Annotated in this window: 25 protein-coding genes and 1 pseudogene; 14 read left to right on the top strand and 12 right to left on the bottom strand. The window is 35.3% G+C overall.

Annotated elements, in window-relative coordinates; genetic code table 11:
• Positions 1-162: 162 nt before the first annotated feature.
• The 7 genes from rsfS (at position 163) to ABWU72_RS02065 (ending at position 6,581) form a co-directional block, all read left to right on the top strand.
• A complete protein-coding gene (gene rsfS, locus ABWU72_RS02095; protein WP_006279567.1) occupies positions 163-480 on the top strand; it encodes a ribosome silencing factor in 318 nt (105 codons plus the stop codon).
• A complete protein-coding gene (locus ABWU72_RS02090) occupies positions 471-710 on the top strand; it encodes a hypothetical protein (protein WP_138264847.1) in 240 nt (79 codons plus the stop codon). Before rsfS ends, ABWU72_RS02090 begins: the two co-directional genes overlap by 10 nt.
• Before the next feature lies 1 nt (position 711).
• A complete protein-coding gene (gene tyrS / locus ABWU72_RS02085; RefSeq protein WP_155969266.1) occupies positions 712-1,962 on the top strand; it encodes a tyrosine--tRNA ligase in 1,251 nt (416 codons plus the stop codon).
• A gap of 963 nt (positions 1,963-2,925) precedes the next feature.
• Positions 2,926-3,255 carry an SWIM zinc finger domain-containing protein gene (locus ABWU72_RS02080; RefSeq protein ID WP_007548583.1) on the top strand — a complete coding sequence of 110 codons (330 nt, stop codon included), beginning with the start codon at positions 2,926-2,928 and terminating at the stop codon, positions 3,253-3,255.
• A gap of 870 nt (positions 3,256-4,125) precedes the next feature.
• On the top strand, positions 4,126-4,698 hold the full coding sequence (gene ruvA, locus ABWU72_RS02075) for a Holliday junction branch migration protein RuvA (protein ID WP_353283835.1): 573 nt from the start codon (positions 4,126-4,128) through the stop codon (positions 4,696-4,698).
• Positions 4,695-5,669, top strand: a complete 975-nt coding sequence (gene ruvB, locus ABWU72_RS02070; RefSeq protein WP_155969262.1) for a Holliday junction branch migration DNA helicase RuvB — start codon at positions 4,695-4,697, stop codon at positions 5,667-5,669. The genes ruvA and ruvB overlap by 4 nt, the downstream gene beginning before the upstream one ends.
• A gap of 402 nt (positions 5,670-6,071) precedes the next feature.
• Entirely contained in the window at positions 6,072-6,581 is a 510-nt protein-coding gene (locus tag ABWU72_RS02065) for a DNA-3-methyladenine glycosylase (RefSeq protein WP_155969260.1), read from the top strand.
• Between the two features lie 19 nt (positions 6,582-6,600).
• On the opposite strand, the gene purF is transcribed toward ABWU72_RS02065, so the two are convergent.
• Genes purF through ABWU72_RS02050 form a run of 3 tightly spaced genes read right to left on the bottom strand, consistent with a single transcriptional unit; the run spans position 6,601 to position 10,635 of the window.
• Positions 6,601-7,986 (bottom strand): amidophosphoribosyltransferase, encoded by a 1,386-nt coding sequence (purF, locus tag ABWU72_RS02060; RefSeq protein WP_155969258.1) that lies wholly within the window; start codon positions 7,984-7,986, stop codon positions 6,601-6,603.
• Between the two features lie 25 nt (positions 7,987-8,011).
• A complete protein-coding gene (gene rodA, locus ABWU72_RS02055) occupies positions 8,012-9,115 on the bottom strand; it encodes a rod shape-determining protein RodA (RefSeq protein ID WP_353283834.1) in 1,104 nt (367 codons plus the stop codon).
• Positions 9,116-9,168: 53 nt separating this feature from the next.
• Entirely contained in the window at positions 9,169-10,635 is a 1,467-nt protein-coding gene (locus ABWU72_RS02050; protein ID WP_155969254.1) for a proton-conducting transporter membrane subunit, read from the bottom strand.
• 64 nt (positions 10,636-10,699) lie between these two features.
• Here ABWU72_RS02050 and ABWU72_RS02045 point away from each other — a divergent pair, with 64 nt between their 5' ends.
• The 3 genes from ABWU72_RS02045 to virB9 all read left to right on the top strand — a co-directional run bounded on the left by ABWU72_RS02045 (position 10,700) and on the right by virB9 (position 12,440).
• Positions 10,700-11,014 (top strand): NADH-ubiquinone oxidoreductase subunit NDUFA12 family protein, encoded by a 315-nt coding sequence (locus ABWU72_RS02045; RefSeq protein ID WP_007548590.1) that lies wholly within the window; start codon positions 10,700-10,702, stop codon positions 11,012-11,014.
• Positions 11,015-11,016: 2 nt separating this feature from the next.
• Positions 11,017-11,472, top strand: coding sequence for an outer membrane lipid asymmetry maintenance protein MlaD (mlaD, locus tag ABWU72_RS02040; RefSeq protein ID WP_007548591.1), 456 nt, complete (start codon positions 11,017-11,019; stop codon positions 11,470-11,472).
• A gap of 185 nt (positions 11,473-11,657) precedes the next feature.
• Entirely contained in the window at positions 11,658-12,440 is a 783-nt protein-coding gene (gene virB9 / locus ABWU72_RS02035; protein WP_010082330.1) for a P-type conjugative transfer protein VirB9, read from the top strand.
• A 3-nt stretch (positions 12,441-12,443) separates the two neighbouring features.
• Here the strand turns inward: virB9 and ABWU72_RS02030 are convergent, their stop codons facing one another.
• The 4 genes from ABWU72_RS02030 to ABWU72_RS02015 form a co-directional block, all read right to left on the bottom strand.
• Positions 12,444-13,040, bottom strand: coding sequence for a ribonuclease HII (locus ABWU72_RS02030; protein WP_015589381.1), 597 nt, complete (start codon positions 13,038-13,040; stop codon positions 12,444-12,446).
• Between the two features lie 6 nt (positions 13,041-13,046).
• Complete coding sequence (mraY, locus tag ABWU72_RS02025) at positions 13,047-14,027, bottom strand: phospho-N-acetylmuramoyl-pentapeptide-transferase (protein ID WP_155969251.1); 981 nt, start codon at positions 14,025-14,027, stop codon at positions 13,047-13,049.
• 580 nt (positions 14,028-14,607) lie between these two features.
• Positions 14,608-15,150: a demethoxyubiquinone hydroxylase family protein gene (locus ABWU72_RS02020; RefSeq protein ID WP_006279362.1), complete on the bottom strand. Its 543-nt coding sequence runs from the start codon at positions 15,148-15,150 to the stop codon at positions 14,608-14,610.
• Complete coding sequence (locus ABWU72_RS02015) at positions 15,125-15,544, bottom strand: disulfide bond formation protein B (RefSeq protein WP_320109778.1); 420 nt, start codon at positions 15,542-15,544, stop codon at positions 15,125-15,127. Before ABWU72_RS02015 ends, ABWU72_RS02020 begins: the two co-directional genes overlap by 26 nt.
• On the opposite strand from ABWU72_RS02015, the gene ABWU72_RS02010 reads away from it, so the two are divergent.
• Complete coding sequence (locus tag ABWU72_RS02010; RefSeq protein WP_255511218.1) at positions 15,510-15,632, top strand: hypothetical protein; 123 nt, start codon at positions 15,510-15,512, stop codon at positions 15,630-15,632. The two genes, ABWU72_RS02015 and ABWU72_RS02010, sit on opposite strands and share 35 nt — an antisense overlap.
• Before the next feature lie 10 nt (positions 15,633-15,642).
• Here the strand turns inward: ABWU72_RS02010 and der are convergent, their stop codons facing one another.
• Positions 15,643-16,968 carry a ribosome biogenesis GTPase Der gene (gene der, locus ABWU72_RS02005; protein WP_012673406.1) on the bottom strand — a complete coding sequence of 442 codons (1,326 nt, stop codon included), beginning with the start codon at positions 16,966-16,968 and terminating at the stop codon, positions 15,643-15,645.
• 131 nt (positions 16,969-17,099) lie between these two features.
• Between der and ABWU72_RS02000 the strand changes: the two genes are divergently transcribed.
• On the top strand, positions 17,100-17,309 hold the full coding sequence (locus tag ABWU72_RS02000; RefSeq protein ID WP_155969249.1) for a hypothetical protein: 210 nt from the start codon (positions 17,100-17,102) through the stop codon (positions 17,307-17,309).
• Positions 17,310-17,318: 9 nt separating this feature from the next.
• On the opposite strand, the pseudogene ABWU72_RS01995 reads toward ABWU72_RS02000, so the two are convergent.
• From ABWU72_RS01995 to ABWU72_RS01985, 3 genes and pseudogenes are all read right to left on the bottom strand, one after another.
• A pseudogene (locus tag ABWU72_RS01995) lies at positions 17,319-18,466 on the bottom strand (transposase).
• A gap of 106 nt (positions 18,467-18,572) precedes the next feature.
• Positions 18,573-19,877, bottom strand: a complete 1,305-nt coding sequence (gene ltrA, locus ABWU72_RS01990; protein ID WP_017531706.1) for a group II intron reverse transcriptase/maturase — start codon at positions 19,875-19,877, stop codon at positions 18,573-18,575.
• 796 nt (positions 19,878-20,673) lie between these two features.
• Positions 20,674-21,066, bottom strand: coding sequence for a TraR/DksA family transcriptional regulator (locus ABWU72_RS01985; RefSeq protein WP_010963040.1), 393 nt, complete (start codon positions 21,064-21,066; stop codon positions 20,674-20,676).
• Positions 21,067-21,172: 106 nt separating this feature from the next.
• Here ABWU72_RS01985 and ABWU72_RS01980 point away from each other — a divergent pair, with 106 nt between their 5' ends.
• Positions 21,173-21,820: a heme exporter protein CcmB gene (locus ABWU72_RS01980; protein ID WP_353283833.1), complete on the top strand. Its 648-nt coding sequence runs from the start codon at positions 21,173-21,175 to the stop codon at positions 21,818-21,820.
• Between the two features lie 458 nt (positions 21,821-22,278).
• Here ABWU72_RS01980 and trmB read toward each other — a convergent pair whose 3' ends face one another.
• A complete protein-coding gene (gene trmB, locus ABWU72_RS01975; RefSeq protein ID WP_012673367.1) occupies positions 22,279-22,944 on the bottom strand; it encodes a tRNA (guanosine(46)-N7)-methyltransferase TrmB in 666 nt (221 codons plus the stop codon).
• Positions 22,945-23,083: 139 nt separating this feature from the next.
• Between trmB and ABWU72_RS01970 the strand changes: the two genes are divergently transcribed.
• Positions 23,084-24,736, top strand: a complete 1,653-nt coding sequence (locus ABWU72_RS01970) for a 30S ribosomal protein S1 (RefSeq protein ID WP_012673366.1) — start codon at positions 23,084-23,086, stop codon at positions 24,734-24,736.
• Position 24,737 lies beyond the last annotated feature (1 nt).

Genomic DNA, 24,737 nt, shown 5'->3' with positions numbered 1-24,737 from the left:
AGCTATTTTCAATTATATAAAAAGTATATACATTGTACATGCTAAAAACATGATGATAAAATAGATGCAGGTAATACCTTTAACAAGTAGTTGCGTTGAAAATAGTTCATATTTAGAAATTTTGAGTATATAATTATAAATGAATCATATAACCTGTAAACAATGCTTAGCGATATGGAATCGATAAGAAGTACAATTGAAGAGATAATAGATCAAAATAAAGGTCATGATATAGTAACTTTTGATGTGCAGAATAAAACCGTTATTGCAAAATATATGATTATTGCATCTGGTGATTCAAGCCGTCACGTTAAAGCTTTAGCTGAGCACGTAATAAAAAGCCTCAAGCCACATGATAAAATAGATGTAGAAGGTATGGATGAAGGCAATTGGGTGGTTTTGAATTTTCAAGGCATAATGGTTCACATATTCAGGCCGGAAGTAAGGGAGTATTATAAAATAGAAGAGTTATGGAACTGATTGACTGGATAGCTGGTGCACAACTGCACAAACGTTGTAATTTTGAAGGCAACTCCTGCACAGGTAGTGGTGTCATGAAAGTAGCTGACACTGGAATCCAGTTTTTCATGCAATTTCATCGAAAACGTTGCATAGTGTGCTTGTTTATAATTAAGTTCCAGTGTCTGGGCACTGGCTTCTCTATTAGGGTTACCTTCGGCATTAATGACAGGATAGACTGGGGTTTATAAAATGAAACACGCATCTGAATTTTTAAATTTCATCCAAGAAAGAGGGTACCTATACCAATGCACAAACATTGAAGGACTAGATCAATTATTATTGCAGAGCAATTATATAGTTGCATACATTGGGTTTGATTGCACAGCACCAAGTCTTCATGCTGGTCACCTAATTCAGATTATGATGCTCTGTCACCTACAAAAATTTGGTTATAAGCCGATAGTCTTACTTGGAGGTGGCACAACAAAAATTGGTGACCCATCCTTCAAAGATAAAGCAAGAAGCATCTTGCCTGTAGAGAACATCAATCAAAATACATCCAGTATAAGGAGAATATTAGAGAAAATGGTGTCTTTTAATGACAGCAAGACTGGTGCAATGATAGTAAATAACGCAGATTGGTTGGATAACATAAAATACATAGATTTTTTGCGTGATATAGGAGCTTATTTTTCTGTAAATCGTATGCTAAGTTTTGATAGTGTGAAAACCAGGCTGGATAGAGAGCAAACCTTAAGCTTTCTGGAATTTAATTACATGCTATTGCAAGCTTACGACTTTATTGAATTAAACAAAAAATATGATTGTCGTCTGCAGATTGGAGGGTCAGACCAGTGGGGAAATATAGTAAACGGAATTGAACTTGGAAAAAAGTTGAATTTACCTGAGCTATTTGGCCTTACCATGCCTCTTTTATTAAATGCACAAGGAAAAAAAATGGGCAAAACTGAAAGTGGAGCAGTGTGGCTTGATGATAATATGCTAAAGCCTTACGACTACTGGCAATATTTTCGCAACGTTGATGATCAAGATGTTGGACGTTTTTTAAGATTGCTCACTGATGTGCCAATTGATGAGATTAGAAAATTAGAGTCTTTAAAGGATCAAGAAATAAATGAAGCAAAAAAGGTCTTGGCAACAGAAGTGACAAAAATATGTCATGGTGACAAAGAAGCGGAACTTGCACAATTTGCTGCAATTTCTGCTTTTGAGAATGAAGATAGCTCACTACTTCCTGATTACATCATAAAAAAAGAACAAGTTGCAAGCGGCATATCCTTAGTAGACCTACTACATGACACCGGTTTTGAACTTTCAAAAGGCGCTGCAAAGCGTTTAATACAGGGCAACGGATGCAAGATTAATGATAATGTTGTAAACAATATTGATCATGTAATAAATTTCGAAAGCTTTAAAGATCAGCCATTTATAAAATTATCTGCAGGAAAGAAACGCCATATAAAAGTTGTGGTAGATTAGGTCTCGAAGTAAGAAAACAAATTTTATACAAGTGAGAAATTAGATATGGAGCAAATTTTCAAAATTCGAGAATTATGTATAAAACAACTGGAAAGATAGTAGAAAGCGAAATTCTATTATATATAGCTAAAGTGGCTTAGGTTTACCTACAATTTGAAAAACAACAAATTCGTCATTCCGCTACTCATTAGCGGAATCTATACCGCGAATGAATCCATAACTGTACGGACATTGCAATTTGGGCCTACCAGGAGGGCAATGCCTCTTATCCAAGTACCCTCTTCTTGTCATCCAAGTAGCCGACACTGGGATGGCTTTGTTGCATCGCTAGCTATGATGGATTAAAGATAAAAAAGGTGGAGAATATCAGTAGCTTATTATTCTGGTATTTATAACAAGAACGGTCAGTGAATACCTAAATTTGAGTAAAAGAAATTTCACTACCACTCACTAATCCGGCTAAAATTCAAGAATTTCAATGCTTTAGCTATTTTCAATAGAATTAAATTTATTAATATAAATAATAAATTACTATTCTTAAATTTGATCAGATTGATTGCAAAAAAACAAGATTTTCAATAGGTTGCTTATAATCCTAATTATAGTTAGCCTTTCATAAGTAGCGATGCAACAAAGCCCACTGGGATCCAGGAATTTTATTAAGTTGGTAAGTATAAAAGTAGCCGTTTTATGTTAAAACACAACGTTCTTGATGAGATTACGGCAAGGCTGGATTCCAGTGTCAGCTACTTTCATGACACCATTTGCTGTGCAATTTACCTTCAAAAATGAATGTTCATACAGTTATGGAATGAATCGCGGTATGACGTAGGGAAACCTTTCTTGAGTTAGCTATAGCACTATAAAATTGTCCGCAGGGCCATATAAAAGTCGTGGTGAGTTAATAAATTTTTATGGAAGAAAGGATATATTAGAAAATTGAGGGTTTTAAAGGAGGTAAAAATGAGACTGTATTATAAAGATATCACAGGTCTTATCAAAGAACCCTACCGCTCCAGAGGAAGGGATTATTTTGACAAAAGAAAGGTACAGATTATATCTGTTAATGAATCTCAAGCTAAATCAAAGGTAGTTGGATCAAATGTATATCGAGTAACACTAAAGCACGATGGTCCTCTTTTGAGTGGAACATGTTCCTGTCCTGCATTTGTGTATTATGGTCCATGTAAGCATATGGCTGCAACAGGTTTTGCTTTGGTTGCACTTGATAGAAAGGAGTATCGATCGTCTGCGCGCCCAGATGAACAGACTCTCTTTGAAAGGTTTTACTAAGAAAAACAAAGCAAGAGCTAATTTCAATAATTACTCGTTCCAGTAAACATTATCCTGAGATTTTTGAAGAACTAGAGGATAAAGAATATGAGCAATTTATTCAAAGTGAACTTTCAAAATCCGAGAATTATGTATAAAACAACCGGAAAGATGGTGAGATCAGGTAATCTATGGCTAAGACGTCATACCGCCGCGGTATCTCTTAGCCGCTAACACGTAGCGGGATGACGAGATGCCACCACGAACCGTCATACCGCGCGATTCATCCGCGGTATCTCTTAGCATAGATCCCGCTAACAAGCAGCGGGATAACGGTTGTCGTTTAGCTACAAACATTAAGAAATTTACCAAATGAAAAAAAGGCAAAAGAAGCCCCGTGGTTGGCTAGTTACTTACATTATACTTTCAAGTATGGCGTTTTTTTATTCTAAACATTTAATAACCGCGATTCAGTTGCTTTTAAGCCGCAACTAATCTAAATTATAAACGTTAAGAAATTTACTAAACAGAAAAAAAGGCAAAAGAAACCCTAGGGTAGCTAGTTATTCACTATCCATTTTTTAAGTTGGCGTTTTTTAATGTTTTAAATGCTTTATAAGCGTATTTCAGCTTGTGTAGGTAAAAACCCAGAAATTTGATAAAGACATAGAGTGCACATAGTGCAAAAAATTAAACATGAGACGCCAGATACGTTGAGTTTTTTTGTCATTTAATCTGTACAGAGAAGATAAATAAATAGCTTCAGTCTCATGATAAGGGCGCTGGCGGAGTTTGTCAAGTGGTTTTTTAGCCACGTTTCCCTGTTATAATGTTCGTTTGCTTGACCTAAGATCCGGGAGTATTTAAACTGAACTCTATATAGTGTTAAAAATGATAGGAAATCTAAGCGGAATAGTTGATGAAGTGCGCAGTGATCACATAATCCTGAATGTGAATGATGTTGGCTATATGGTGCACCTTTCTGCCAAAACTTTAAATGCATGTTCCACCGGAAGCAGAGTCAAATTACTTATCGAAACCTATGCAAATAACAGAGAAAACACTACTCAGCTATATGGTTTTATAAGCGAAGAAGAACAGCAGTGCTTGAGGTTGCTAGTTAAAGTAAGCGGCGTTAGCTATAAAACTGCAATGTCAATTTTGGGCAAATTAACTCCAGAACAGCTATTTTTGGCAATTATGAATGAAGATAAAGTAGCACTCAAGATGAGCGGACTTGGCCTGAAACTCATAAATCGAATCATCACTGAATTGAGTGGCAAAGTGAGTAAACTAGAAATAAATAACAATAACTTTAATCCAATTAATGAAGATGCCCTTTCAGCATTGATCAATCTTGGATATGAAAAAATGAAAGCTTATGATACGATAAAAAAATACAGGCCAAATCTGGACACTAAGGATATTATTCGCATAGCGCTTAAGGAGCTCTCAACATTATGAAATCAATATCGTGCGGTAAAGAATATACTGAAGATGTGCGCAATATCAACATCAGACCTGAACAACTTGACGATTTTGTCGGGCAAAAAGACTTAATACAAAATTTAAAAGTGTTTATAAACGCTGCACAGACGAGAACTGAAGCCTTAGATCACGTTTTATTATATGGTCCTCCAGGGCTTGGCAAAACAACTTTAGCACAAATTGTTTCTAAAGAATTAAGAGTTAGCTTTCGCGCAACTTCTGGTCCTTTACTTAGTAAAGCTGGAGATTTGGCCGCAGTGCTTACCACTTTAAATGCAAAAGATGTTCTATTTATCGACGAAATTCATAGATTAAATCGCAGCATCGAAGAAGTTTTATATACTGCTATGGAAGATTTTTGCCTGGACATATTAGTAGGTGAAGGTCCATCTACTCGCACTTTAAGGATAGATCTACCACCATTTACGCTAATTGGAGCAACAACGCGGCTTGGATTACTTTCTGCGCCACTCAGAGATCGTTTTGGCATTCCTTTGCATCTTGAGTTTTATTCTTTTGAAGAACTGGTTAATATTATAAAAAGAGGCGCAAGAGTTCTTTCTGCTGAAATTGAAGAGGGTGCTGCGCGGGAAATTGCCTACCGTGCGCGCGGCACTCCAAGAATTGCTCTGAGGTTACTGAGGAGAATAAGGGATTTTGTTGAAGTGAAAGATGATAAAAAAATCACTTATGAAGTCGCTGATTCTGTATTACTAAAATTGGGTGTAGATAAAATGGGACTCAATAAACTTGATATGAATTATCTAAGATTTTTATTCAACACCTCAGGACCTGTTGGAATTGACACTATATCTATTGCACTATCTGAGGATGTTGGCAATATTGAAGAAACAGTAGAACCTTATTTAATCAAAATTAGTTTTGTAAAGCGCACACCAAGAGGGCGCGTTCTAACCGATCAAGCAAAGGAGTATTTGAGCCTTTAATATTAGAGAGCTTTTCTACCATAATTCAATTATATATATATTGATTGGCATAATATCATATACTGGCATCTTTTTGTATGAAGGCATATGTGTTAAATAGCACTGAAACTGTAGTTCAAATTAAAACTTCTCCATTTCGTACTCGCTAGTTATGCTATTCTAACTAATTAAGCTATGGTTTGGGTAATAGGAGAAAACTGGATTCCAGCGTCACGCGCTACCCTATGGGTGACTGCTTGCATATATTCTCTCTTTCACCATCTCAATGTTTCTTTCTTATTATGCCAGTACCATTTTCTTGTCATTCAAGTAGCTCCCCTTCTTGTCATCCCAGTGCTTGACACTGGGATCCAGAAATTCTTAAACTGAACTCTATATAGAACCTCAGAACAAAAATAAAAAATGGGTAGCACAATACTGCCAAGAAATTTCTACGAGCGGCCGACCTTAACTGTAGCTGGAGAGTTATTGGGAAAAGTCCTCAAATTTTCTAACTTTAGTGGAATAATAACCGAAGTTGAAGCCTATATAGGAATGAATGACCCAGCTTGTCACGCGGCAAGAGGCTATACTAACCGAACCTCAGTAATGTTTGGTATGCCGGGGTTTTCATACGTGTATTTTATATATGGAATGTATTACTGTTTAAATATTGTAACAGAAACAGAAGGGTTCCCAGCAGCAGTGTTAATACGGGGATTAAAGCTTATTGAACCACTTGAAGCAAATTTAGGTGGACCAGGAATATTGTGCAAAAGATTAAATATTACAAAAGAACATAACAAACAGGACCTTACTATAAGCCACGAATTTTGTGTTTATGAATCCCACCTCAAACCAGATTATATTTGCACTCCGAGAATCGGAATTAGTAAAGGCCAAGAGAAATTTTGGCGGTTTAAGATTTTCTAAACTTAAGACCTTGCGTAGACTATTTGCCAATCGGATAATCACCAGTGAAACAAGCATCACAATATTGTGGTGTAGCATTGTTACGCTTTTCTGCTTTAACAGCCTGATATAGTCCATCAATACTCAAGAAGGCTAGGCTATCTACTCCTATAACTTCCTTAATTTCCTCTACAGATTTATTTGCAGCAATTAAATCTTTGCACTCTGGCGTATCTATTCCATAAAAACAAGAATGCTTAATTGGTGGGCTTGAAATTTTGAGGTGAATCTCTTTTACTCCTGCATCCTTTAACATAACTATTATATTTGTTAACGTACTACCACGCACTATACTATCATCTATTAAAATTATGTTTTTACCTTTCAAAGTGTGCTTATTAGCATTGAATTTTAATTTTATTCTAACTTTACGTACTTCAGCGGTTGGTTGTATAAAAGTTCTTCCTATGTAATGATTACGAATTATTCCCAGTTCCATAGGTAATCCTGAATGCTTTGCATATCCAATAGCTGCAGGTATTCCAGAATCAGGTATTGGTACAACCATATCCATATTGTTTTTTGGTGGGCTCTCTTCTGCAAGTATTCTTCCTATTTCTTTTCTTATATCATATATGGACCTATTCTCCATTATGCTGTCTGGTCTTGAAAAATAAACGTATTCAAAAATACAAAAACTTGATTTTTGCTGTGGGAAAGGAAATGCTGAAGCTAGATTACCATTTCGATCAATGGTGACTAACTCACCTGGTTTTATTTCTCTAACAAACTCTGCATTTACTATATCAAGAGCACAAGTTTCAGATGCAAGAACATAAGAACCGTTTAACTTCCCTAAAACAAGAGGCCTGATTCCAGATGGATCACGTACTCCAATAACTACTTCTTGATTGATTGCCACAAAAGAATAAGCACCTTGTATTTGCTTTAATGCATATATAAAACTCTCTAAAAAGCTATCTTTTTCACCGCTTGCTGTCAGATGCACTACTACTTCTGTATCAATATCTGACTGAAAAACGCACTCTTGTTTAATTAATTGTTCGCGTATTGGAGAAATATTAATTAAATTACCATTATGTGCTATGGCGAAATCCCCAAATTTGCCACTTTTGCCAAACATGGGCTGCACTCCAAATTTACTACCACTTGTTGAGTATCGAACATGACCTATTGCACAGTCTCCAGGTAAGGATTTCTTTATTTCATCTACATCATCAAATACGCTGCTCACTTGACCTTGAAAGTGATAAGAGTGCAGCTTATCGTTGTTACTGGTTACTACACCAAAAGACTCTTGACCTCTATGCTGCAAAGCGTGGAGAGCAAGTATAGAGTTAAAAGCAGCACTTTGGTTGCAACTTATGCCAAATACCCCACACTCCTCACGCATTTCATCTAGCATAAAAACTATTAAGTAAAGTTAAATTTTACTTTAGCATAGGTAAAATACAAGTATTTTGTTGTTCATCTGCTTTTATTGCTAGCAATAGTCCTATACATATTAAGCTTGCAGCAGTTGTACTTCCTCCATAGGACAGAAATGGCAATGGGTCGCCTATTACAGGTAAGAGGCCCATTGTCATTCCGATGTTTATAAAGAAATGAGCACTAAAAAAGGCAAAAATGCCGATAGATAACGACTTAGAAAAATAATTTTTTGACCTATAAGCAATAGAGAGCATTATAGCAAGCAATGTAGTATAGAGTAAAATTAAAGTCATGCTACCTAAAAATCCCCATTCCTCACTCAGCACTGCAAAAGCAAAATCTGTACGTTTCTCCGGCAAAAATCCAAGTTGAGTTTGACTTCCGTTAACAAAGCCCTTACCAAGCAAACCTCCTGAACCAATAGCTATTTGAGATTGCTGCGCATTATAACCTATTCCAAGTGGATCCACTGATGAATCCAAAAATGACAATATCCTTTGCTTGTGATAAGGACGTAAAAAAGGCCAAATAGCCGGTACTGCAAAAATGCCAAGAGTTCCACATATTACTGAATGAGATCTTTTTATTATTGTTGTGAATATAATTGATATCCCTATAAATAACATTATCATAGCTGTGCCTAAATTAGGTTGCTTTAACACCAAGAACACGGGTAAGAAAATAATTATAAGTGCCTTAAGCAATCTTTTAAATTCCATCATTTTATACATACTCTGCTTATCAAAATAGCGAGCAAGCGCAAGTATTAAGCCTACTTTTGCAAATTCTGATGGTTGCAAACTAATTGATCCAATTCTTATCCACCTTGTTGCACCCATTATGTGTGAGCCAAAAAAATTTACTGCTAATAGTGAAATCGCTGCTGCTATATAAAAAAAGTAGGCGTACTTCAAATAAAAATCTAGCTCTATGAATGACATAGCTATAGCGAGTAGGAAAAAGAAGGAAAATATGACCAGTTGGTGAATCGCAAATGGCACCCACTTTCCTCCAGCAGAAGAGTATTGAACAACAATGCCAACGCAAAACAGCGCTATCACGTTAATGACTAATAACCAATGAATCTTCTTCAGCCTACCCACAATAAAGACCTTATAACCTTAAAGTATAGTAAAATATGAAACAAAGATAAAAATCAAAAAACCAACTTCTCAACTACTAACCGAATTGGAGTGCTATATATTCCAGTTACTACTGTTAAAGCTGCCATAAACAATAGACAGAAAAGCATAGGAAATGGCACATCATTAATTTTGCCTAGTGTCATTCTAGTGCGTGACGTTGCATCATTTTCAAAATACATTTTCTCTACCATCTTCCACATGTATATTAGTGCAAGAAAAGAACCGGCAGCAAAAGCTATCAGGGAAATCCACGCGCGAGATTCGATAATTGCTTTCATTATATACCACTTGCTTACAAAGCCATTTGTTAAAGGCACACCGATTAATGCTAAACTGAGTAGAGTGAACGCAAGTGCTGTATAAGGCATTGATTTCTTGAGTCCCGATAAATTCTCTATTTTTGTTGTATCAAATTTGTAAGAAATACATCCTGCAGCCATAAATAAAGATGTTTTTATTATGCTGTGGTTTACTATGTGAAGAATTGCTGCAAATACACCTGTTTTTGAGTTAAAACTCAGTGCTAAAATTATATAACCAATTTGGCTAATACTAGAGTGAGCAAGCAGTCTTTTTATGTCTTTTGCGGTTATTGCAAATATCGACCCAAATACAATAGCGCAAAGTGCGAGGATAATTATCACATTGTCCAGTAGCGGCTTAAACAAGAAAAAATTTTGATGAAAAACAGTATAAAAGATTCTGATGAAAACATATATCATCACTTTTGTCACTGTGCCTGAAAAGAATATGCTAATGAAACTTGGCGCCTCACTATATGCATTAACCAGCCACCTGCTTAATGGAAACAGTGCCATTTTGATTGAGAGACCAACAAAAATGAACAACGTGCCAAGTTTTATGATGTTGTTATCGTATAATGGAACTATTCTTTCAGCCATGTCAGACATATTGAGCGTTCCAGTCATTGAATACAAGAGCCCGATGCCAAATAAATAAAATGTTGCACCTATTGTTCCACTAATTAGATATTCAAATGCTGCAACCAAGGCTTTTTTATCCCTTCCCATTGAAACTAATACATAAGAAGAAAGAGATGAAATTTCCAAGAAAACGTAAAGGTTAAATATGTCGTTTGTTACTAGAATCCCGAACAGTCCGCTTAAGCACAGTAGAAATAGAGAGTAAAAACCAGTGATTTTGTTTTTGCTAATTTCTTTTTCGTTAATATAAAAGCTATAAAGCACGCTAATCAGCGCTATAAAATTCACCAAAGTTAGAATCAAGGAGTTCAACACGTCGATTCTTAACTCTATGCCGTACGGGGGAGCCCAATCCCCAAGGTGATAAGTTATAATTTCGCCTTTATATGTTTTAATGAGTAGTATTGATGAAATGATAAGAGTGATTGTTGTTGCAATAAAAGAAATAAACCAAGATACCTTGTGTTTCTTGGCAAGAAAGCAAAACATTGATGCAATTATTGGGATAATAACTTGTAAAATTGGTAATTGCATTAAATTGTTGTTAATATATCGTTAAAGTATTAGTATATATAATACTTTTTGTTTTAATACCCTTATGTTATCTAAAATTTGTAACGCAATAAAACGCCTATTACGAAGAGAAGATAAATTTGTAGGAAGAGATGAAAATGGAAATTCTTACTATGAATCAAGTAAAGGAAAAAGGTGGGTTATGTATAGCAGTGTCTCTGAGCCTACAACAGTGCCTCCGGAATGGCATATATGGCTTCACTATACTGATAATGTAGTACCAGTTAATAATAAAAAAAGAAAAGTAAAACATACTCCTAATTTAACGGGTACAAAAGATGCATACTATCCAAACCAAAAAGTGAAAAATTACTATAAAAGCTGGAGTCCTGATAACTAAAGATGCGAAGGTCAAATATACTTGAAATAACCGCTGGATTATTTGTATTAATTTTTACTATTTTTCTGATTTTCTTTGCTATTGATAAGCTATCTTACATAAAGAAAAACTATAAGGATTGCTATAAAATATATGGTCTTTTTGCTAACGCTAACGGTATAGGAGTTGGTGATAGTGTCAAGATCTCTGGTGTAGATGTTGGAAGCATAACTGGTGTATCACTTGACAAAGCTACCTACGTAGCACGAATCGATATGTGTATAAGCAAAGACATAAAATTGCCAATTGATAGTTCAGCTCTGATCACTAGCAGTGGAGTTGTTGGCAGTAAATTTGTTAATATATCACCTGGATCAGATATTAAACTAATCTTGCATGGTGGTAAAATAGAGTATACTCAAGCTGAAGCAAATATGGGTGGAATAATGGACAGAATTCTTGGTATGTTTACAAAGTGAAAATGGCAGGATTCCAAGTATATCCGTTCAGGTAAAGCCTCCTGTAGTTCTAAAGTATTTAAGGAGTTTGCCTTATTTCTTGCCTTTTCTACCGCTTGCTTTGGGGTTTATAGTATAGAAAGTGCCTTAATAGTTGCAGTGCATGTCTATCAATGATAAAATGAAAATTAATTTATTTTGATATTATGATTGGTTTACTGTTTGCCGTACTGTTGTTCCTCTGTGGTAGTGATGCACTTGCAAAACAGGAGCCACGTTCAATAGCTGGAGATAATCACATAAAGGTGATAAATTATAACCCACAAGCTATACATAAGTATACGGGTTTTTATGGTTATCAGTCCAGTATATTGTTTGAACCAGGGGAGGTAATACAAAACCTTTCAATGGGTGATTCAACTGGTTGGCAACTCCTTCCTCAAGGTAATAGATTGTTTATTAAGCCTATAGATGATATTGCCGATACTAATGCAACTATAATTACCAATAAAAGAGTTTATTACTTTGAACTTCATGCTGAAGAAGCAACTGGACTAGATGATCCAAGATTAGCATATGAAGTAAGGTTTCTTTATCCACTATTTAGCAGTGATGAGATTTACACAACAAATAACGGTGATATCTTCGAACAAGCTAGTCATACCATTATTCCTGATATCAATGATATTGAAGTTGTAAAGAAGGGATTAAATTTTAATTATTCCATCTCGCACGTCAAAGGTAGTCAGTCAATAATACCAATTAAGGTTTTTGATGACGGAAAATTTACATATCTACAATTCAATAAAATAAACTCTGATTTTCCGGCAGTTTTTATGGTTGATTCTGCAGGATATGAGTCTTTAGTAAATTTCCGTACAGTTGATAACTACCTGATAATCGAAAGGGTAAGTTCAGTGTTTACCTTAAGGAATGGATCGAGTACAGTTTGCCTATTTAATGAAACCATACCTTTCAAAAAAGGGTAAAGGCTATAATGCCCGAGATATGGGTGCAAAATTTTTTCTATGATGTTCTGTAATTCCATAAAGGCCAATAGCGTTAAGGTGCTCTTTTGTCCCATATCCTTTATTTTTATACCAATTATATTCAGGATGCTTATTGTGCAATTCTTGCATAAGCCGATCTCTCGTAACTTTTGCAACGATTGAAGCTGCTGCAATTGATGTACTCAAATTATCACCATTTACTATGGATTTCACTTGCCATTTCACTTCAGGTGGTTGATTACCATCAACTAGCACATAATCTAATTCTAGGTCCAAGTCTATCAACGCACGTTTCATTGAAAGTTTTGTTGCTTGCAAGATATTGTATGAATTTATTTCTTCTACGCTTGCCATTCCTATACCAAATTTTGCAACGGATATTATTTTTTCATATAGGACTTGCCTACATTGAGGAGTCAACTTTTTCGAGTCGTTGATTCCATCAATAATTGTATTTCTATCAATAAACACTACGGCTGCGGATATTACTGGACCAGCTAGCGGACCTCTTCCAACTTCATCCACTCCTGCTATCACTCCTGATAATTTATTTTCTAATGTAAAGTCTGGGTATTTCATAGGTTTTTATAATAAGAAAGTTATAGTAAAAACTGAACAGATAATAGAAATTATCCAAAATTTCATAACGATTGTATTTTCTGACCATCCCTTCTTCTCAAAGTGATGATGTATTGGTGCCATAAGAAAAACTCTTTTTCCTTCTCCATATTTAAACTTTGTATATTTAAAATATGATATCTGAATAATAACAGATAGAGTCTCTATTACAAAGATTATTCCAATAATGGCAAAAAGCATTTCTCTTTTAATTAGGACACTAGTTAACCCTAAAGCCGCACCTACCGACAAGCTACCAACATCACCCATAAATATTTTTGCTGGATGTGTGTTAAACCACAAGAAACTTAGAATAGCTCCTATAAATGCAATGCAGAATAAAGTAATATTCATATCTGCCTGAGTTATATATGCAATTAGCCCCAAAAAAGCAAAGGAAGTGATAACTTGAGTTGCAGCAAGGCCATCCAAACCATCTGTGAGATTCACAGCATTAGAAGAGCCGACAATTACAAACGCAGCAAACGGAACATATAGATAGCCAAAATCTATTATTACTCCTTTAAATAGGGACGTTTTTGTAAAACATTCAGCAGAGTATAGCTTAAGTATAAACACACCAACCAGAGCAACAATAAACTGAATAAGTATTTTGGTTTTTGCACTTAAACCTCGATAGTGATTTGTCTTCAATTTTAAATAATCATCAATAAATCCAAGTAGAGCAAAAAATAGAGTTATCAATATCAGCAGCAAAATTTCTGGTGTTAACTGAGCCCAGAGTAAAATTGGTAATAAAGAAGAAATCAGTATTATTATTCCGCCCATAGGTGGTACATTCTTTTTTGTTATTAAATGACTTTCTGGTCCACATGATCTAATTGGTTGCCCATCTTTGCTTATTTTTTTTAGAAGCTTTATAAAATAGGGAAAAAGAATAAACCCAAAAACAAATGAGGTAAAAAATACTTTTGTAGCTAAGATCATCTGCTTACTTAAATTGACTAAGTGTCATACCACCTATAGCTAATAAAGTCAACTTCTGTCATCCTATAGCCTGACCCACAACTGTACGAACATTGTGATTTGGGCCCATCAGTAGGGTGTCATCCCAGTCTGGAATCCACAACTGTACGAACGTTGTAGTTTGGACCACCAGTGGGGTGTCATCCCAGTGCCCAGACACTGGTTCTATGCAACTTAATTAAAAACGTTTGTTTTAGTGTAAGACAATTACCTTTAGCTTATCAGCTCAGTTATAAGCAAAATTTCTGGATTCCAGACTGGAATGACACCATTTGCTGTGCAATTTACCTTCAAAAATGAATGTTCGTACAGTTGTGAACCTGTGGCAGGTATTACATAAGAGCATTTCCCTCTTCTAAATTAAAACGCACTTTTGCCTCCTTTGCAGTCTATACTTTAGATGTATTTAATTTACAAATACTAATTATTTATTAATAATGGTGATATGTAAATATAGTTATAAAATAATTGTTACACTTGAATTCCTTCCTGGTTTCTGTTGTTATCAGAACATTTAAAACACTTTAAGAAAGTTGCTTAGTTAAATTAACTTAGACAAGTAAATAGCAGTTTTGCAGCCTGTTTTTATGAATGATGATAAAATGTTGTAGCCAAATGCGCTTTCAGCATTGTGCTGAATTGCAATATCTTTGTGCTCTAACTCCTCGTCGCGAAATTTACTTATAGTTTCTCTTAATTCCCCATCTTCTAAATGTGAAACTTGCTCTTTGTAGTGCTCCCCGATAACTTCTTCAACTGCAGCAGTGCAAGCCATAGCAGCTTTTTTGCCCATAATGGCAGTTGCAACGCCAAGCGACACTCCTAAAACACGCCAAACAGGCAACAAAACAGTAGGACGAACTTTTTGCTCTTTGATTTTCTCATTAAAATAGTGAAAATGCTTTTTTTCCTGCTCTTCCATTTCAATTATTTCATTGATTATAGAAGATTTCTTAAGAATAAATTTTTGACCAGAATAAATGCAAATAGCTCCATATTCTCCAGCGTGATCTACTCTAATTGCCTGTTGCAAGAACTGATTGTTGCTGTACCTTAAATTATTTAGATTTCTTTCTTTCTCCACAATACACCTTACCTGATACGAACAGAGCTACTATGAGATAAATTAGATTCCATGTTGCTAAGGAAACACCTAGAACGTAATGAGGTCTGTCACAAGATGGAGAGTAATTAGGATTTAGTAGATTATTTCTGAGCTCTTCTATACTAACGTTACCACTTGCTTGCTCTGTACAACCTAAAACATCATGAAATAAGTGGAGTTCAAGACCTATATGATAAAAAGATATTACTGCACCTATGAGGTAGCTGCAAAACATTGCATAGATTAGAATTTTGTTGTCTTTAAGCATGCACGCTACTGCAAGTAATCCGGCGATATAGTAAACTATTCGCTCGTATGTACATAACTTGCATGGCAGCATGTTGAAAAAATATTCTAGCACATATGCAAAAATTAGAGCAGCGGCACTCGACAGCAGAAAGATTGCAGGAATTCTGGAATTATTACACATAACTTTAAGTAAATTATCCCTGAAAGTATAAAGCAGAGTATTCATTTTACATAGGGATTTTTATTTTTTTTCAAAAGCAATCTAACTGGCACACCGTCTGCAAAGAAATTTTTTCTGAGATCGTTAATTAAATAGCGTTTGTAACTTTCATCAACACTTTCAGGTATGTTACATATCAAAGAAAAAGCTGGAGGTTTAGTACCAATTTGAGCGATATACTTCATTTTAACTGCTTTGCCTTTTACAAGAGGGTGAGAATGTTTTCCTACAGCATCTATGAGCCACTTATTCAGTTTTGCAGTGCTGATCTTCTTGTTCAAGGATTCACTCACTTCAAGACACTTATCTATCACATCACCGCAGCGCATGCCTTTTAACGCAGAAATTGTTATAGTTGGCACTTCCAAGAATAACCTAGTTACTTCCTGTTGTTTGACAAATTTTATTAACCTGCTTCTGTCATCCTTACCTATTAAATCCCACTTATTTAAAACAACAATAATCCCTTTCCCTCCCTTAATTGCAGCTTCACCAATTGATAAATCCTGCTGCTCAATACCAACTAGGGAGTCTAGCATTAAAACTACCACATGAGAGCGCTTGATTGATTCCATGCTTTTCTCAACAAATCTTGATTCTAAGCCATCTACAACATTCGCCTTTCTGCGGATTCCGGCAGTGTCAATTAGAGTAATTAACTCTCCATCATGATCATATGTAATATCCACAGAATCACGTGTGGTACCTGGCTCTGAACTTGTTATTAGTCTGTTTTCTGCAAGTAAACCATTTAAAAAAGTTGATTTTCCAACATTCGGACGGCCGATGATCGCGATCCTCAGCCTACTCAGTTCATTGTTAGGTAACTCAGTGTTCTCGTTAAAATTTTCAATAACACCAGCTAATGCATCATAAAGATCAACCATGCCAAGATTATGCTCGGCAGAGATATACACCGGGCCAAGAAAATCAAAAAACTGCAAATAATCAACATTTTCGGATTTATGACTCTCGCATTTATTTGCTATCAGTATCACAGGTTTATTTATTTTTCTCTTCAGCCACTTTGCAAACTCTTTATTTCGCTCATTTTGCACTTTTGCGTCAACAAGAAAGAAAATTATGTTTGAACTGGATAAAGAAAACTCTATTTGCTCAATAACTTGCAGTGAAAAACTAGTTTGGTCGTTCCATCCTCCTGTATCTATAACTTTAAACTCCAAATCGCTAATTCTCCCCATTCCCTCTCGCCTATCCCTTGTCACTCCTGGAATGTTACTCACTACTGCTGCTTTTCTTCCTACTAATCTGTTGAATAGGGTCGATTTTCCAGCATTTGGTAGGCCTACTATGGCGATTTTTAGCATAATTCAAGGGCATGTTCTATATGAAGTAAATTATAACCGAAACTTTTCAATTTAACTATTGACTTCGTAGATTATATAAGCATACTACAGTTAGAATTTTTTTATTTCGTTATGTAAAATATGAGGTAGTTATGCTAGTGTCAGAGCAAATAGAGAGTGTAGATAGAGAAGGATTAAAGCAACAAAATCATATACATAAAGATACAGAGTGTTCGGAAGAGACGACAATATATGGGCATATTAATCAACATATGGAAAAAAACATCTCAAATACATTGCATGAAATATATGATGCTCTTATGTCATATAACGAATCGGAACAGTCAATGACGTCAACTTAAGAACTTTCATTAGCAAACTCTCCTAAAGACATGATGGCGTTTAGGCTTATCTACTTTATTGCGGCTGTCCCGGTCGGATTTTAACTTTAGCGCGTATACTTAAAAAGGGCTTGAAAGTTTTTTGGCGCAATAAGTACCTGATAGAGTTTCTGTCTCATTACACTAAATAAAACTGAAAAATTTAAACGATACTCAGTAATTTGATCTGGGTTCCAAGGCCCTTGTGCATCACATATATGAAGCGATAATATATTGCACATGACCAAGTTTGCCCAAAATTCTTGTAATACAGCCTCTCCAGAAAAATTCTCTAACTCTGCTCCTACTTTGAGTCGTTTATAGCACCCCTCTATGTGCCACCTTAACACATAAGCTTTGCTCCAAAGTCTCGGTCAAAAACTCTGTTTCTCAGTTGGCTAATGTCAGCACTATAACTCTTACTTTCTGTCCTTTCATTTTATTTTTTAGCTTTTCATTTTCTAATATAAAATCAAAATCTAATTCGCCAGCGTTCCCATAGCTTACTATAATTTCTTTTTTGCAAGCGAAAAATAAAATCTACTTCCAAATCATAATGCTGCTGAATGAATTTTACTGAAGACGATCATAGATAAATAATAATTTCTCTTGATTTAATAAACGCATTTGAGTGATAACTTCGGGTAATTGCTCTGCCGCCAACGTTTGTTCACCTATATTCCAAGCTGCAAGACGAGCACTACAAATCAGCGAAGTACACAAATCAACAAACAAATTGCCAATGGTGCCTGTTGTTCCATTTGGTTCAAACTCGGATACAATTTCCCCAGAGCTGGGTAATCTCATACCAGAACCATCTGCTGCAATAAGTCTATAGCCTCTCCAACTCAGGTTCATCCTGATAGGCTGTTTGGATGCTTAAATTCTTGAAAGCCTGTATGGCAAATCTTATATCTTGCTTTAGAAAAAGCTTGCTTTGAGGGTACATGTCAATGGCTCCATAAGTTCACATTCTATTCCCAAACTTTTTTTAACTAACTTTAAAATCATAGAAAATACTGTCGAAAAAGCTTGTTCGTGTAAAACTCAACACAATGGATTTTCTGAAAAGTTTTCGAGTATATTATATTTTTAATTTGTAGAATAAGGTTTTTTCCTTTTTGTTTGGTAGAAGTCATAGTTTTAAATCCTCCTGATTAAGTTTTATCGCTATGACTCCCCCACCAGAACCGTGCTTGCAGCTTTCCCGCACACGGCTCCACAATGTAGTATTCACAGCATTTCCTATTTTGTATATAATGAGTAGCATATTCTTGGTTTTGGTAATGGATTAACTTGTAGATAGTGTATAAATTGCTTTGAATTCATACTCTTCTTCTGACTACGTCGGTTTATCCATTTATACGCTAGCTTGATTACCCGCCAGAAGAATTTATTCAACCACCGGTAATTTCCGCTAACTCCGAAGTAGTTATAGTGTCCTGTTAGTTTTGCTTTAAGTATTGACCACCAATCTTTAAGGTGAACTTTATTTCGGATCTTTTTCACCCATTCTTTGATTTCTTTAAGTTTTCTAGATAGATTTTCTTTCGAGGTTTTATGACCTACCATTACTCTACCTTTACGACTCCTTGTACCATAATGGGTGAATCCTAGAAAGTTGAAACTTTCCGTTTTTCGTTTCTCCCTTATTCCTTGTTGCCACTCCTTTTTGCCAAACTTTACTATTCTTGTTTTGTCTTCAGATATTTCCAGTCCAAATTTTCCTAGCCTTTGTTTCAGTGACTCTAAGAGTTCTCTAGCATCTTTTTCTCTTTCGCAGCAAATCAGGTGATCATCTGCATACCTAACTAGCTCCATATAACCTTTAGATCTTAGCTTGAATTTCTTTTCAAACCACAAATCCAGCACATAATGCAAGTATATATTAGCTAGTATAGGACTTACTATTCCCCCCTGAGGTGTGCCTAGTTCAGTTGCTTCATAATGTCCTGCTTCGACTACTCCTGCCTTAAGAAATCGTTTTACTAACCACAGTATGTTTGGGTCTGTTATCCGTTCTCTCAAGCATCTCATTAGCCATTTGTGCTGGACATTATCAAAGAATTTCTTGATATCAACTTCTACTACATAGTTAGTTGGTCTGTACATAACTGCTTTATTTAGTGCATTTACCGCTTGATGACAGCTTCTACCAGGACGAAAACCATATGAGTTATCCAGAAAGTTAGCTTCATAAATATTTTCTAATATCTTCTTCAGCATTATCTGGACTAACTTATCTTCTGTAGACGGTACTCCAAGCCCGCGTTTCTCTTTGCTTCCAGCTTTTGGTATATATACTCTTTTCACTGGTTGCGGTTGATATCGCTTTCTTTTCATACTATCCACCAGAGTGTTGAGCTTCTCTTCAAGATTTTCTCCATAAGCTTCTACTGTCACCTGGTCTATACCGCATGCTTTGTTATGCTTTAGCTCTTTATAACATTCAGCAAGATTCTCTGCGTTTATCAGATGAATTAACGATGTAAATTTCAATCGTTTATCTTGCCTGGCTCTTACTGCTATCTGATTTAGTTTTCTTTGCACGTTATTCCAACCTCCGTTGTATTGGCATAGCAATTCCTAAACCAGTCACTATATTGCTGACCGCTTCCCCTTGTATGTGGCTTTCCCACACTCTGAGTACTATCAATCAGTCCGACTTCCTTTATATCTTCCGTCAGTACTCGCCTTTGTTGACTTGTTCCAACGTACCTTAATAGGAATACAAAGGATCTCCCAAGTTTACGTAAACTCCATCTCAACACGTGATACGGCCTCAGATCCCGATAGAGTGAGTGATAACTTGCCCTATTGTTACCCTTCTTGCTGTCTTCCACTATATGCAACGTGTCGACCTCTATGACATCGAGAATTTCGGGACTCAATACCTTCACTTTCGTTGTACCCTGTGTTGTCCATTCCACTAGCTTTACTACGCTCGTTACCTTACGCAGCATAGTGGTTTGTTCCAGCCTGCTGGCTAGGCTTTGCCTGGGTTGGATTTTCACCAACTGGACTTTACGCACTTTGCTTGGCGCACGCATATTTCACCTAAAAAGGACACATTTTAGACTTCTTTGTTGAAATAAAACAGAAACAAAAGTGCTGTCCCTTGCACTCTTTGGATAATTTAATGATAAAAAATTTAGAGAGAAATTTTATACACTATCGCTGATATTTTTCCTTAAGTTGACGCCATTGCCTGAACGGATACAACTTAATTTTTAATCTGCAGGAGTCAAGTTGAGAATGTCCAATTTTCCACTTTCTTTATAGCATAACATACTTCAGCGCCTCTTGCTCCTCTTGAAGTCCAATGGGCTCACCACTTATGTGTAAATTAATCGTTAATGTTGTACACGTTCTTTTCTTTTTCTACTCTCTCTTGCTCTTCAATACAATATATAGCAAGCGGATTAGCTTTAAGTCTTTCGACTCCTATTTCTTCTCCTGTTCCATCGCAGTAACCATAAGTGCCTAATTTTATTTTTTCTAACGCCTCCTTAATTTTTTCTTTTCTATCTTTTCGACGCTTGATTAATTCCTCGTTTCCACTATCTTCATCAGAATAGTATGTATCAATACTATTATCTTCTAGTTCTTGTTTCTCTAACTCAGCGAGTATTGATTGTAACTTTAAGCTGAAGTATTCCAGTTGTTTTACGCTCATATATTCTTCATCTTCTGAAGGAGTGTAATCTTCTGGTGACTTTATTTTTGGTAACTTTTCCATAATTGCATTATCAAAAAAATAATAAAACCTATATAATTTATGAACAAAAAATTATACTACCTCAAAGTAAACACTATAATTTATAATAAACATTTAAAAGCCTAGTATGATCGACTCAGTAAAAAAATTAGTAATAGATGATAAGAACTTTACCTATATAGTATGTATTTTTATCATAATGTTAAGTTTATCTTCATTTACACTTAAAAACAACAATAAACAAGAAGTTATGTTAACATTAACATGGATATGTGCTACATTTGTTTTGCAGATTTCTACAAATAATTTGTTTACATCTGATTATCATGATGGAATATTAGAGCAAATCTTTGTACAGCCACTCTCTTCTAGGCTTATAGTTGCTTATAAAATTTTCGCTCACTGGTTATTATTTGGGTTACCGATTTCAGTAATTTCTTCCATATTCAGCTTTGCAATTCTAGGCAATAGTATTGAACACTCAATAGCAGTTGGAGTGTCTTTATTATTTAATACGCTGATAATCATTAATATTTCAGCTACTGGAAATGCATTGATGATTGGTCGAAACAACTTAGCATCAGGAGTATCGCAAGTTCTTGTTTTGCCAATGATAATGCCAACCTTTGTGTATTTTAAAATGCTAACTCAATTTGAAAATTTATCCTTGAATATTTATACACTACTAATCACCATCTTAGTTTTTGTTATTTTGATTGTTAACAGCACCATAACTACTCACATGGCACTAAAATTTGCTGTGGAACAGGATTGAAAAATCTTACTGTTATTCAGTAGACTTCTTGCATAACCTAGAAAAAAGGCAAATAGTTATTATAGATTTAGGTTTATCGACAATTTGAAAAACCTTCATTCCAGCATCCTTCCCTGTCATCCAAGTAGCCCTTCGTTGTCATCCCAGTGTCAAAAACTGGGATAACAGCTAACCTGACAACCGTCATCCCGCTACTTGTTAGCGGCTAAGAGATACCGTGACAGTATGACGGTTCGCGGTGGCATGACGATAAGCCTCATCATCCCGCTACGTGTTAGCGCCGCGGCGGCATGACGAGAAAGGGGCTACTTGGATGATACCTTTTTCCTACTTAGTTTGGGTTATGCAAGAAGTCTATTCCTTCATAAGGAGAAGTAGTTAAAGGAATTTACTCTATTTCTCCCTCTTTTTTTATTATTTTTAATCTATAGTTAACGTAAAAGAGATATGCAAAAACTCTATTGATCCATAGTCTGCAAATTATTAATAACACTTACTTTAAAGAACCTCACTTTACGCTGATCTTTGAGCGCTCTTCTGTGGTATTTTGTAAGAGTATAACTTGTGAAATCGTCTTCCCTATAGATTAAAGAGTTACACTGCTTTATATGTGATGCTATCCACTCTGCATAGTCCTGATGATCGGTTGCAATGAATATTTCCCCTGTTATAAGTATTTTTTTTGCTAATAAATTTAAAAATTCCGTATTAATTAATCGTCTTTTATTGTGACTTCTTTTTGGCCATGGATCTGGAAAGAGAATAAAGAATCTTTCAACACTGTTATCAGGAAAATTTGCAATCAATTCTCTTGCATCTTCTGTCCACATTAAAATATTTTTTATGTTCTGTATTTCTATGTTTGTTAGCAAGCGAGAAACCCCCTTTAAGTAGGGCTCACATCCTATAAATAATAGATCAGGTTCATTGAGCACCTGGTAAAGCATATTTTCACCGTTGCCAAAGCCTATTTCTACCCATATTCTTTTTTGTGAATTTACAATTTTCTCTATAGATTCCTTGCTGTTTTGAATAGAATATTTTTCCAATATTTCATCAACATCAGGTTTTAGCCTGGACCTTCTGGAGAACGATCTAATCCACTTGCTATTCTTAAATAGCATATTCTTGATACATATATAATTTTCTCACTATATTTTATATAGCTTAAACAATTCTCGAAATGAGTTAATGAAAAATTACTTGTCAATAATTGTTAATATTATATAATATATGAGTTCTAATAAAGTTTAAGTTAAAGGTATGAATAATAATAATCCAGTCGTAAATCTACCGGTTACTATCAGAAAGCTATCATCAAACAAATTTATAGAAGAGATATGTCAAGGCCAATTTGAGGATCAAGATAATACCTTGTTTGAAGATTCTTTTGTTAACAAAATTAAAGAAGGAGATGTGGTAGAAGGTGTAATTACAAGAATAAACCCTAACGACGTTGTGGTTGATATTGGTTTAAAATCTGACGGGAGAATTCTGATCAAGGAACTCGGTTGTAATGATGAGGTCATTATTGGCTCGAAAATCAGAGTTTATGTGGAAAGAATTGAAGATTATCATGGTAATGTTGTTCTTAGTCGTGAAAAAGCAATTAGGGACGAAAAATGGAATAAGTTGGAAGAAGATACAGTTACAAGGGCTGAAGTAAGCGGAGTTATTAAACGCTCAATTAAATGTGGCTTTATTGTTGATCTTGGTGACGGAATAAGCGCTTTTTTACCGCTGAGTCATGTGGATTTGAAGCAAGTAAAAGATGCGAAGCACCTTATTGAAACTGAACAAAAGTTCATCGTGCTTAAAATGGATAAGAAGCAGGGCAATATTGTAGTATCAAGAAAGCTGGTGTTAGAAAAATTGCACGCTGGTGAAAAAATTAAATTTTTAGAATCTTTAAATGAAGGCGATATAATAGAAGGGAAAATAAAAAGTATCACTCATTACGGTGTATTTGTCGGTATTCATGAATCAGATGTAGTGGGAGTTATAGATGGATTGTTACATATTACAGATATCTCTTGGAGTAGGGTAAGTCATCCGTCTGCAGTTTTTACTTGTGGTCAGACTATAAAAGTTAAAATTATAAAAATAGATAAGGAAAATGCTAAAATTTCCTTGGGTGTGAAGCAGCTAGAAGATAGCCCTTGGCAAGATGCAGAGTCAAAATATCCAGTTGATAGTGTGCATAAGGGTTATGTAACAAGCATAGAAGATTATGGATTATTTGTTGAGCTTAGACCTGGAATTGAAGGTTTAGTGCACTCGTCAGAAATAACTTGGGTTAAGAGTAATTTACCAGTTAGTAGTCTCGTAACAAGGGGACAAGAAGTATATGTAAAAATTCTCAGTATTGACATTGCTAAGAGTAGGATGAGTTTAAGCATGAAAAGGTGTGTAGACAACCCTTGGCAAGTATTTATCAATAAATATCCTCCTGGTTCTATTGTTTCTGGTGAAGTGAAGAATAATACCGGCTCATATGTATCTGTTGCTTTCGGTGATTCTGAAATAGATGAGAACGTAGAAGGGACAATATATGTGAAAGATTTTAGTTGGTCTAAAAATGGTTCAGATGAGATAAAGAAGTATAATGTAGGTGATAAAATAGAAGCAAAAGTAATAAGGGCTAACGTGAATCGGGCAAGAATTTATCTTGGAATAAAACAAATAGAGTATGATCCTCTTGAAGAACTGATAAAGAAAGTTAAGGTAGGTGATAAAATACAGGTTATTGTAGGTAAGAGAGAAGATAATGGACTAGTCGTTGAAGTTGAGAACGATGTAACCCTTCTAATAGATCAAGAGCATTTACCAGAGAATAAAAAATTCTCTATATCAGAAAAAATAGAAGTTGAAGTATTGGGTGTTGAAGAATATAACATAGCATTATCTGCTAAGTGAT

The organism is Wolbachia endosymbiont (group A) of Lypha dubia, assembly GCF_964028575.1.
Classification (GTDB): domain Bacteria; phylum Pseudomonadota; class Alphaproteobacteria; order Rickettsiales; family Anaplasmataceae; genus Wolbachia; species Wolbachia pipientis.
This window is presented reverse-complemented; position numbering and strand designations above follow the sequence as displayed.

Coding starts and splice junctions, on each gene's coding strand:
- rsfS (WP_006279567.1), top strand. CDS start 163: ATGCTTAGCGATATGGAATCGATAAGAAGTACAATTGAAGAGATAATA.
- ABWU72_RS02090 (WP_138264847.1), top strand. CDS start 471: ATGGAACTGATTGACTGGATAGCTGGTGCACAACTGCACAAACGTTGT.
- tyrS (WP_155969266.1), top strand. CDS start 712: ATGAAACACGCATCTGAATTTTTAAATTTCATCCAAGAAAGAGGGTAC.
- ABWU72_RS02080 (WP_007548583.1), top strand. CDS start 2,926: ATGAGACTGTATTATAAAGATATCACAGGTCTTATCAAAGAACCCTAC.
- ruvA (WP_353283835.1), top strand. CDS start 4,126: ATGATAGGAAATCTAAGCGGAATAGTTGATGAAGTGCGCAGTGATCAC.
- ruvB (WP_155969262.1), top strand. CDS start 4,695: ATGAAATCAATATCGTGCGGTAAAGAATATACTGAAGATGTGCGCAAT.
- ABWU72_RS02065 (WP_155969260.1), top strand. CDS start 6,072: ATGGGTAGCACAATACTGCCAAGAAATTTCTACGAGCGGCCGACCTTA.
- purF (WP_155969258.1), bottom strand. CDS start 7,986: ATGCTAGATGAAATGCGTGAGGAGTGTGGGGTATTTGGCATAAGTTGC.
- ABWU72_RS02050 (WP_155969254.1), bottom strand. CDS start 10,635: ATGCAATTACCAATTTTACAAGTTATTATCCCAATAATTGCATCAATG.
- ABWU72_RS02045 (WP_007548590.1), top strand. CDS start 10,700: ATGTTATCTAAAATTTGTAACGCAATAAAACGCCTATTACGAAGAGAA.
- mlaD (WP_007548591.1), top strand. CDS start 11,017: ATGCGAAGGTCAAATATACTTGAAATAACCGCTGGATTATTTGTATTA.
- virB9 (WP_010082330.1), top strand. CDS start 11,658: ATGATTGGTTTACTGTTTGCCGTACTGTTGTTCCTCTGTGGTAGTGAT.
- ABWU72_RS02030 (WP_015589381.1), bottom strand. CDS start 13,040: ATGAAATACCCAGACTTTACATTAGAAAATAAATTATCAGGAGTGATA.
- mraY (WP_155969251.1), bottom strand. CDS start 14,027: ATGATCTTAGCTACAAAAGTATTTTTTACCTCATTTGTTTTTGGGTTT.
- ABWU72_RS02010 (WP_255511218.1), top strand. CDS start 15,510: ATGTTGAAAAAATATTCTAGCACATATGCAAAAATTAGAGCAGCGGCA.
- der (WP_012673406.1), bottom strand. CDS start 16,968: ATGCTAAAAATCGCCATAGTAGGCCTACCAAATGCTGGAAAATCGACC.
- ABWU72_RS02000 (WP_155969249.1), top strand. CDS start 17,100: ATGCTAGTGTCAGAGCAAATAGAGAGTGTAGATAGAGAAGGATTAAAG.
- ABWU72_RS01985 (WP_010963040.1), bottom strand. CDS start 21,066: ATGGAAAAGTTACCAAAAATAAAGTCACCAGAAGATTACACTCCTTCA.
- ABWU72_RS01980 (WP_353283833.1), top strand. CDS start 21,173: ATGATCGACTCAGTAAAAAAATTAGTAATAGATGATAAGAACTTTACC.
- trmB (WP_012673367.1), bottom strand. CDS start 22,944: ATGCTATTTAAGAATAGCAAGTGGATTAGATCGTTCTCCAGAAGGTCC.
- ABWU72_RS01970 (WP_012673366.1), top strand. CDS start 23,084: ATGAATAATAATAATCCAGTCGTAAATCTACCGGTTACTATCAGAAAG.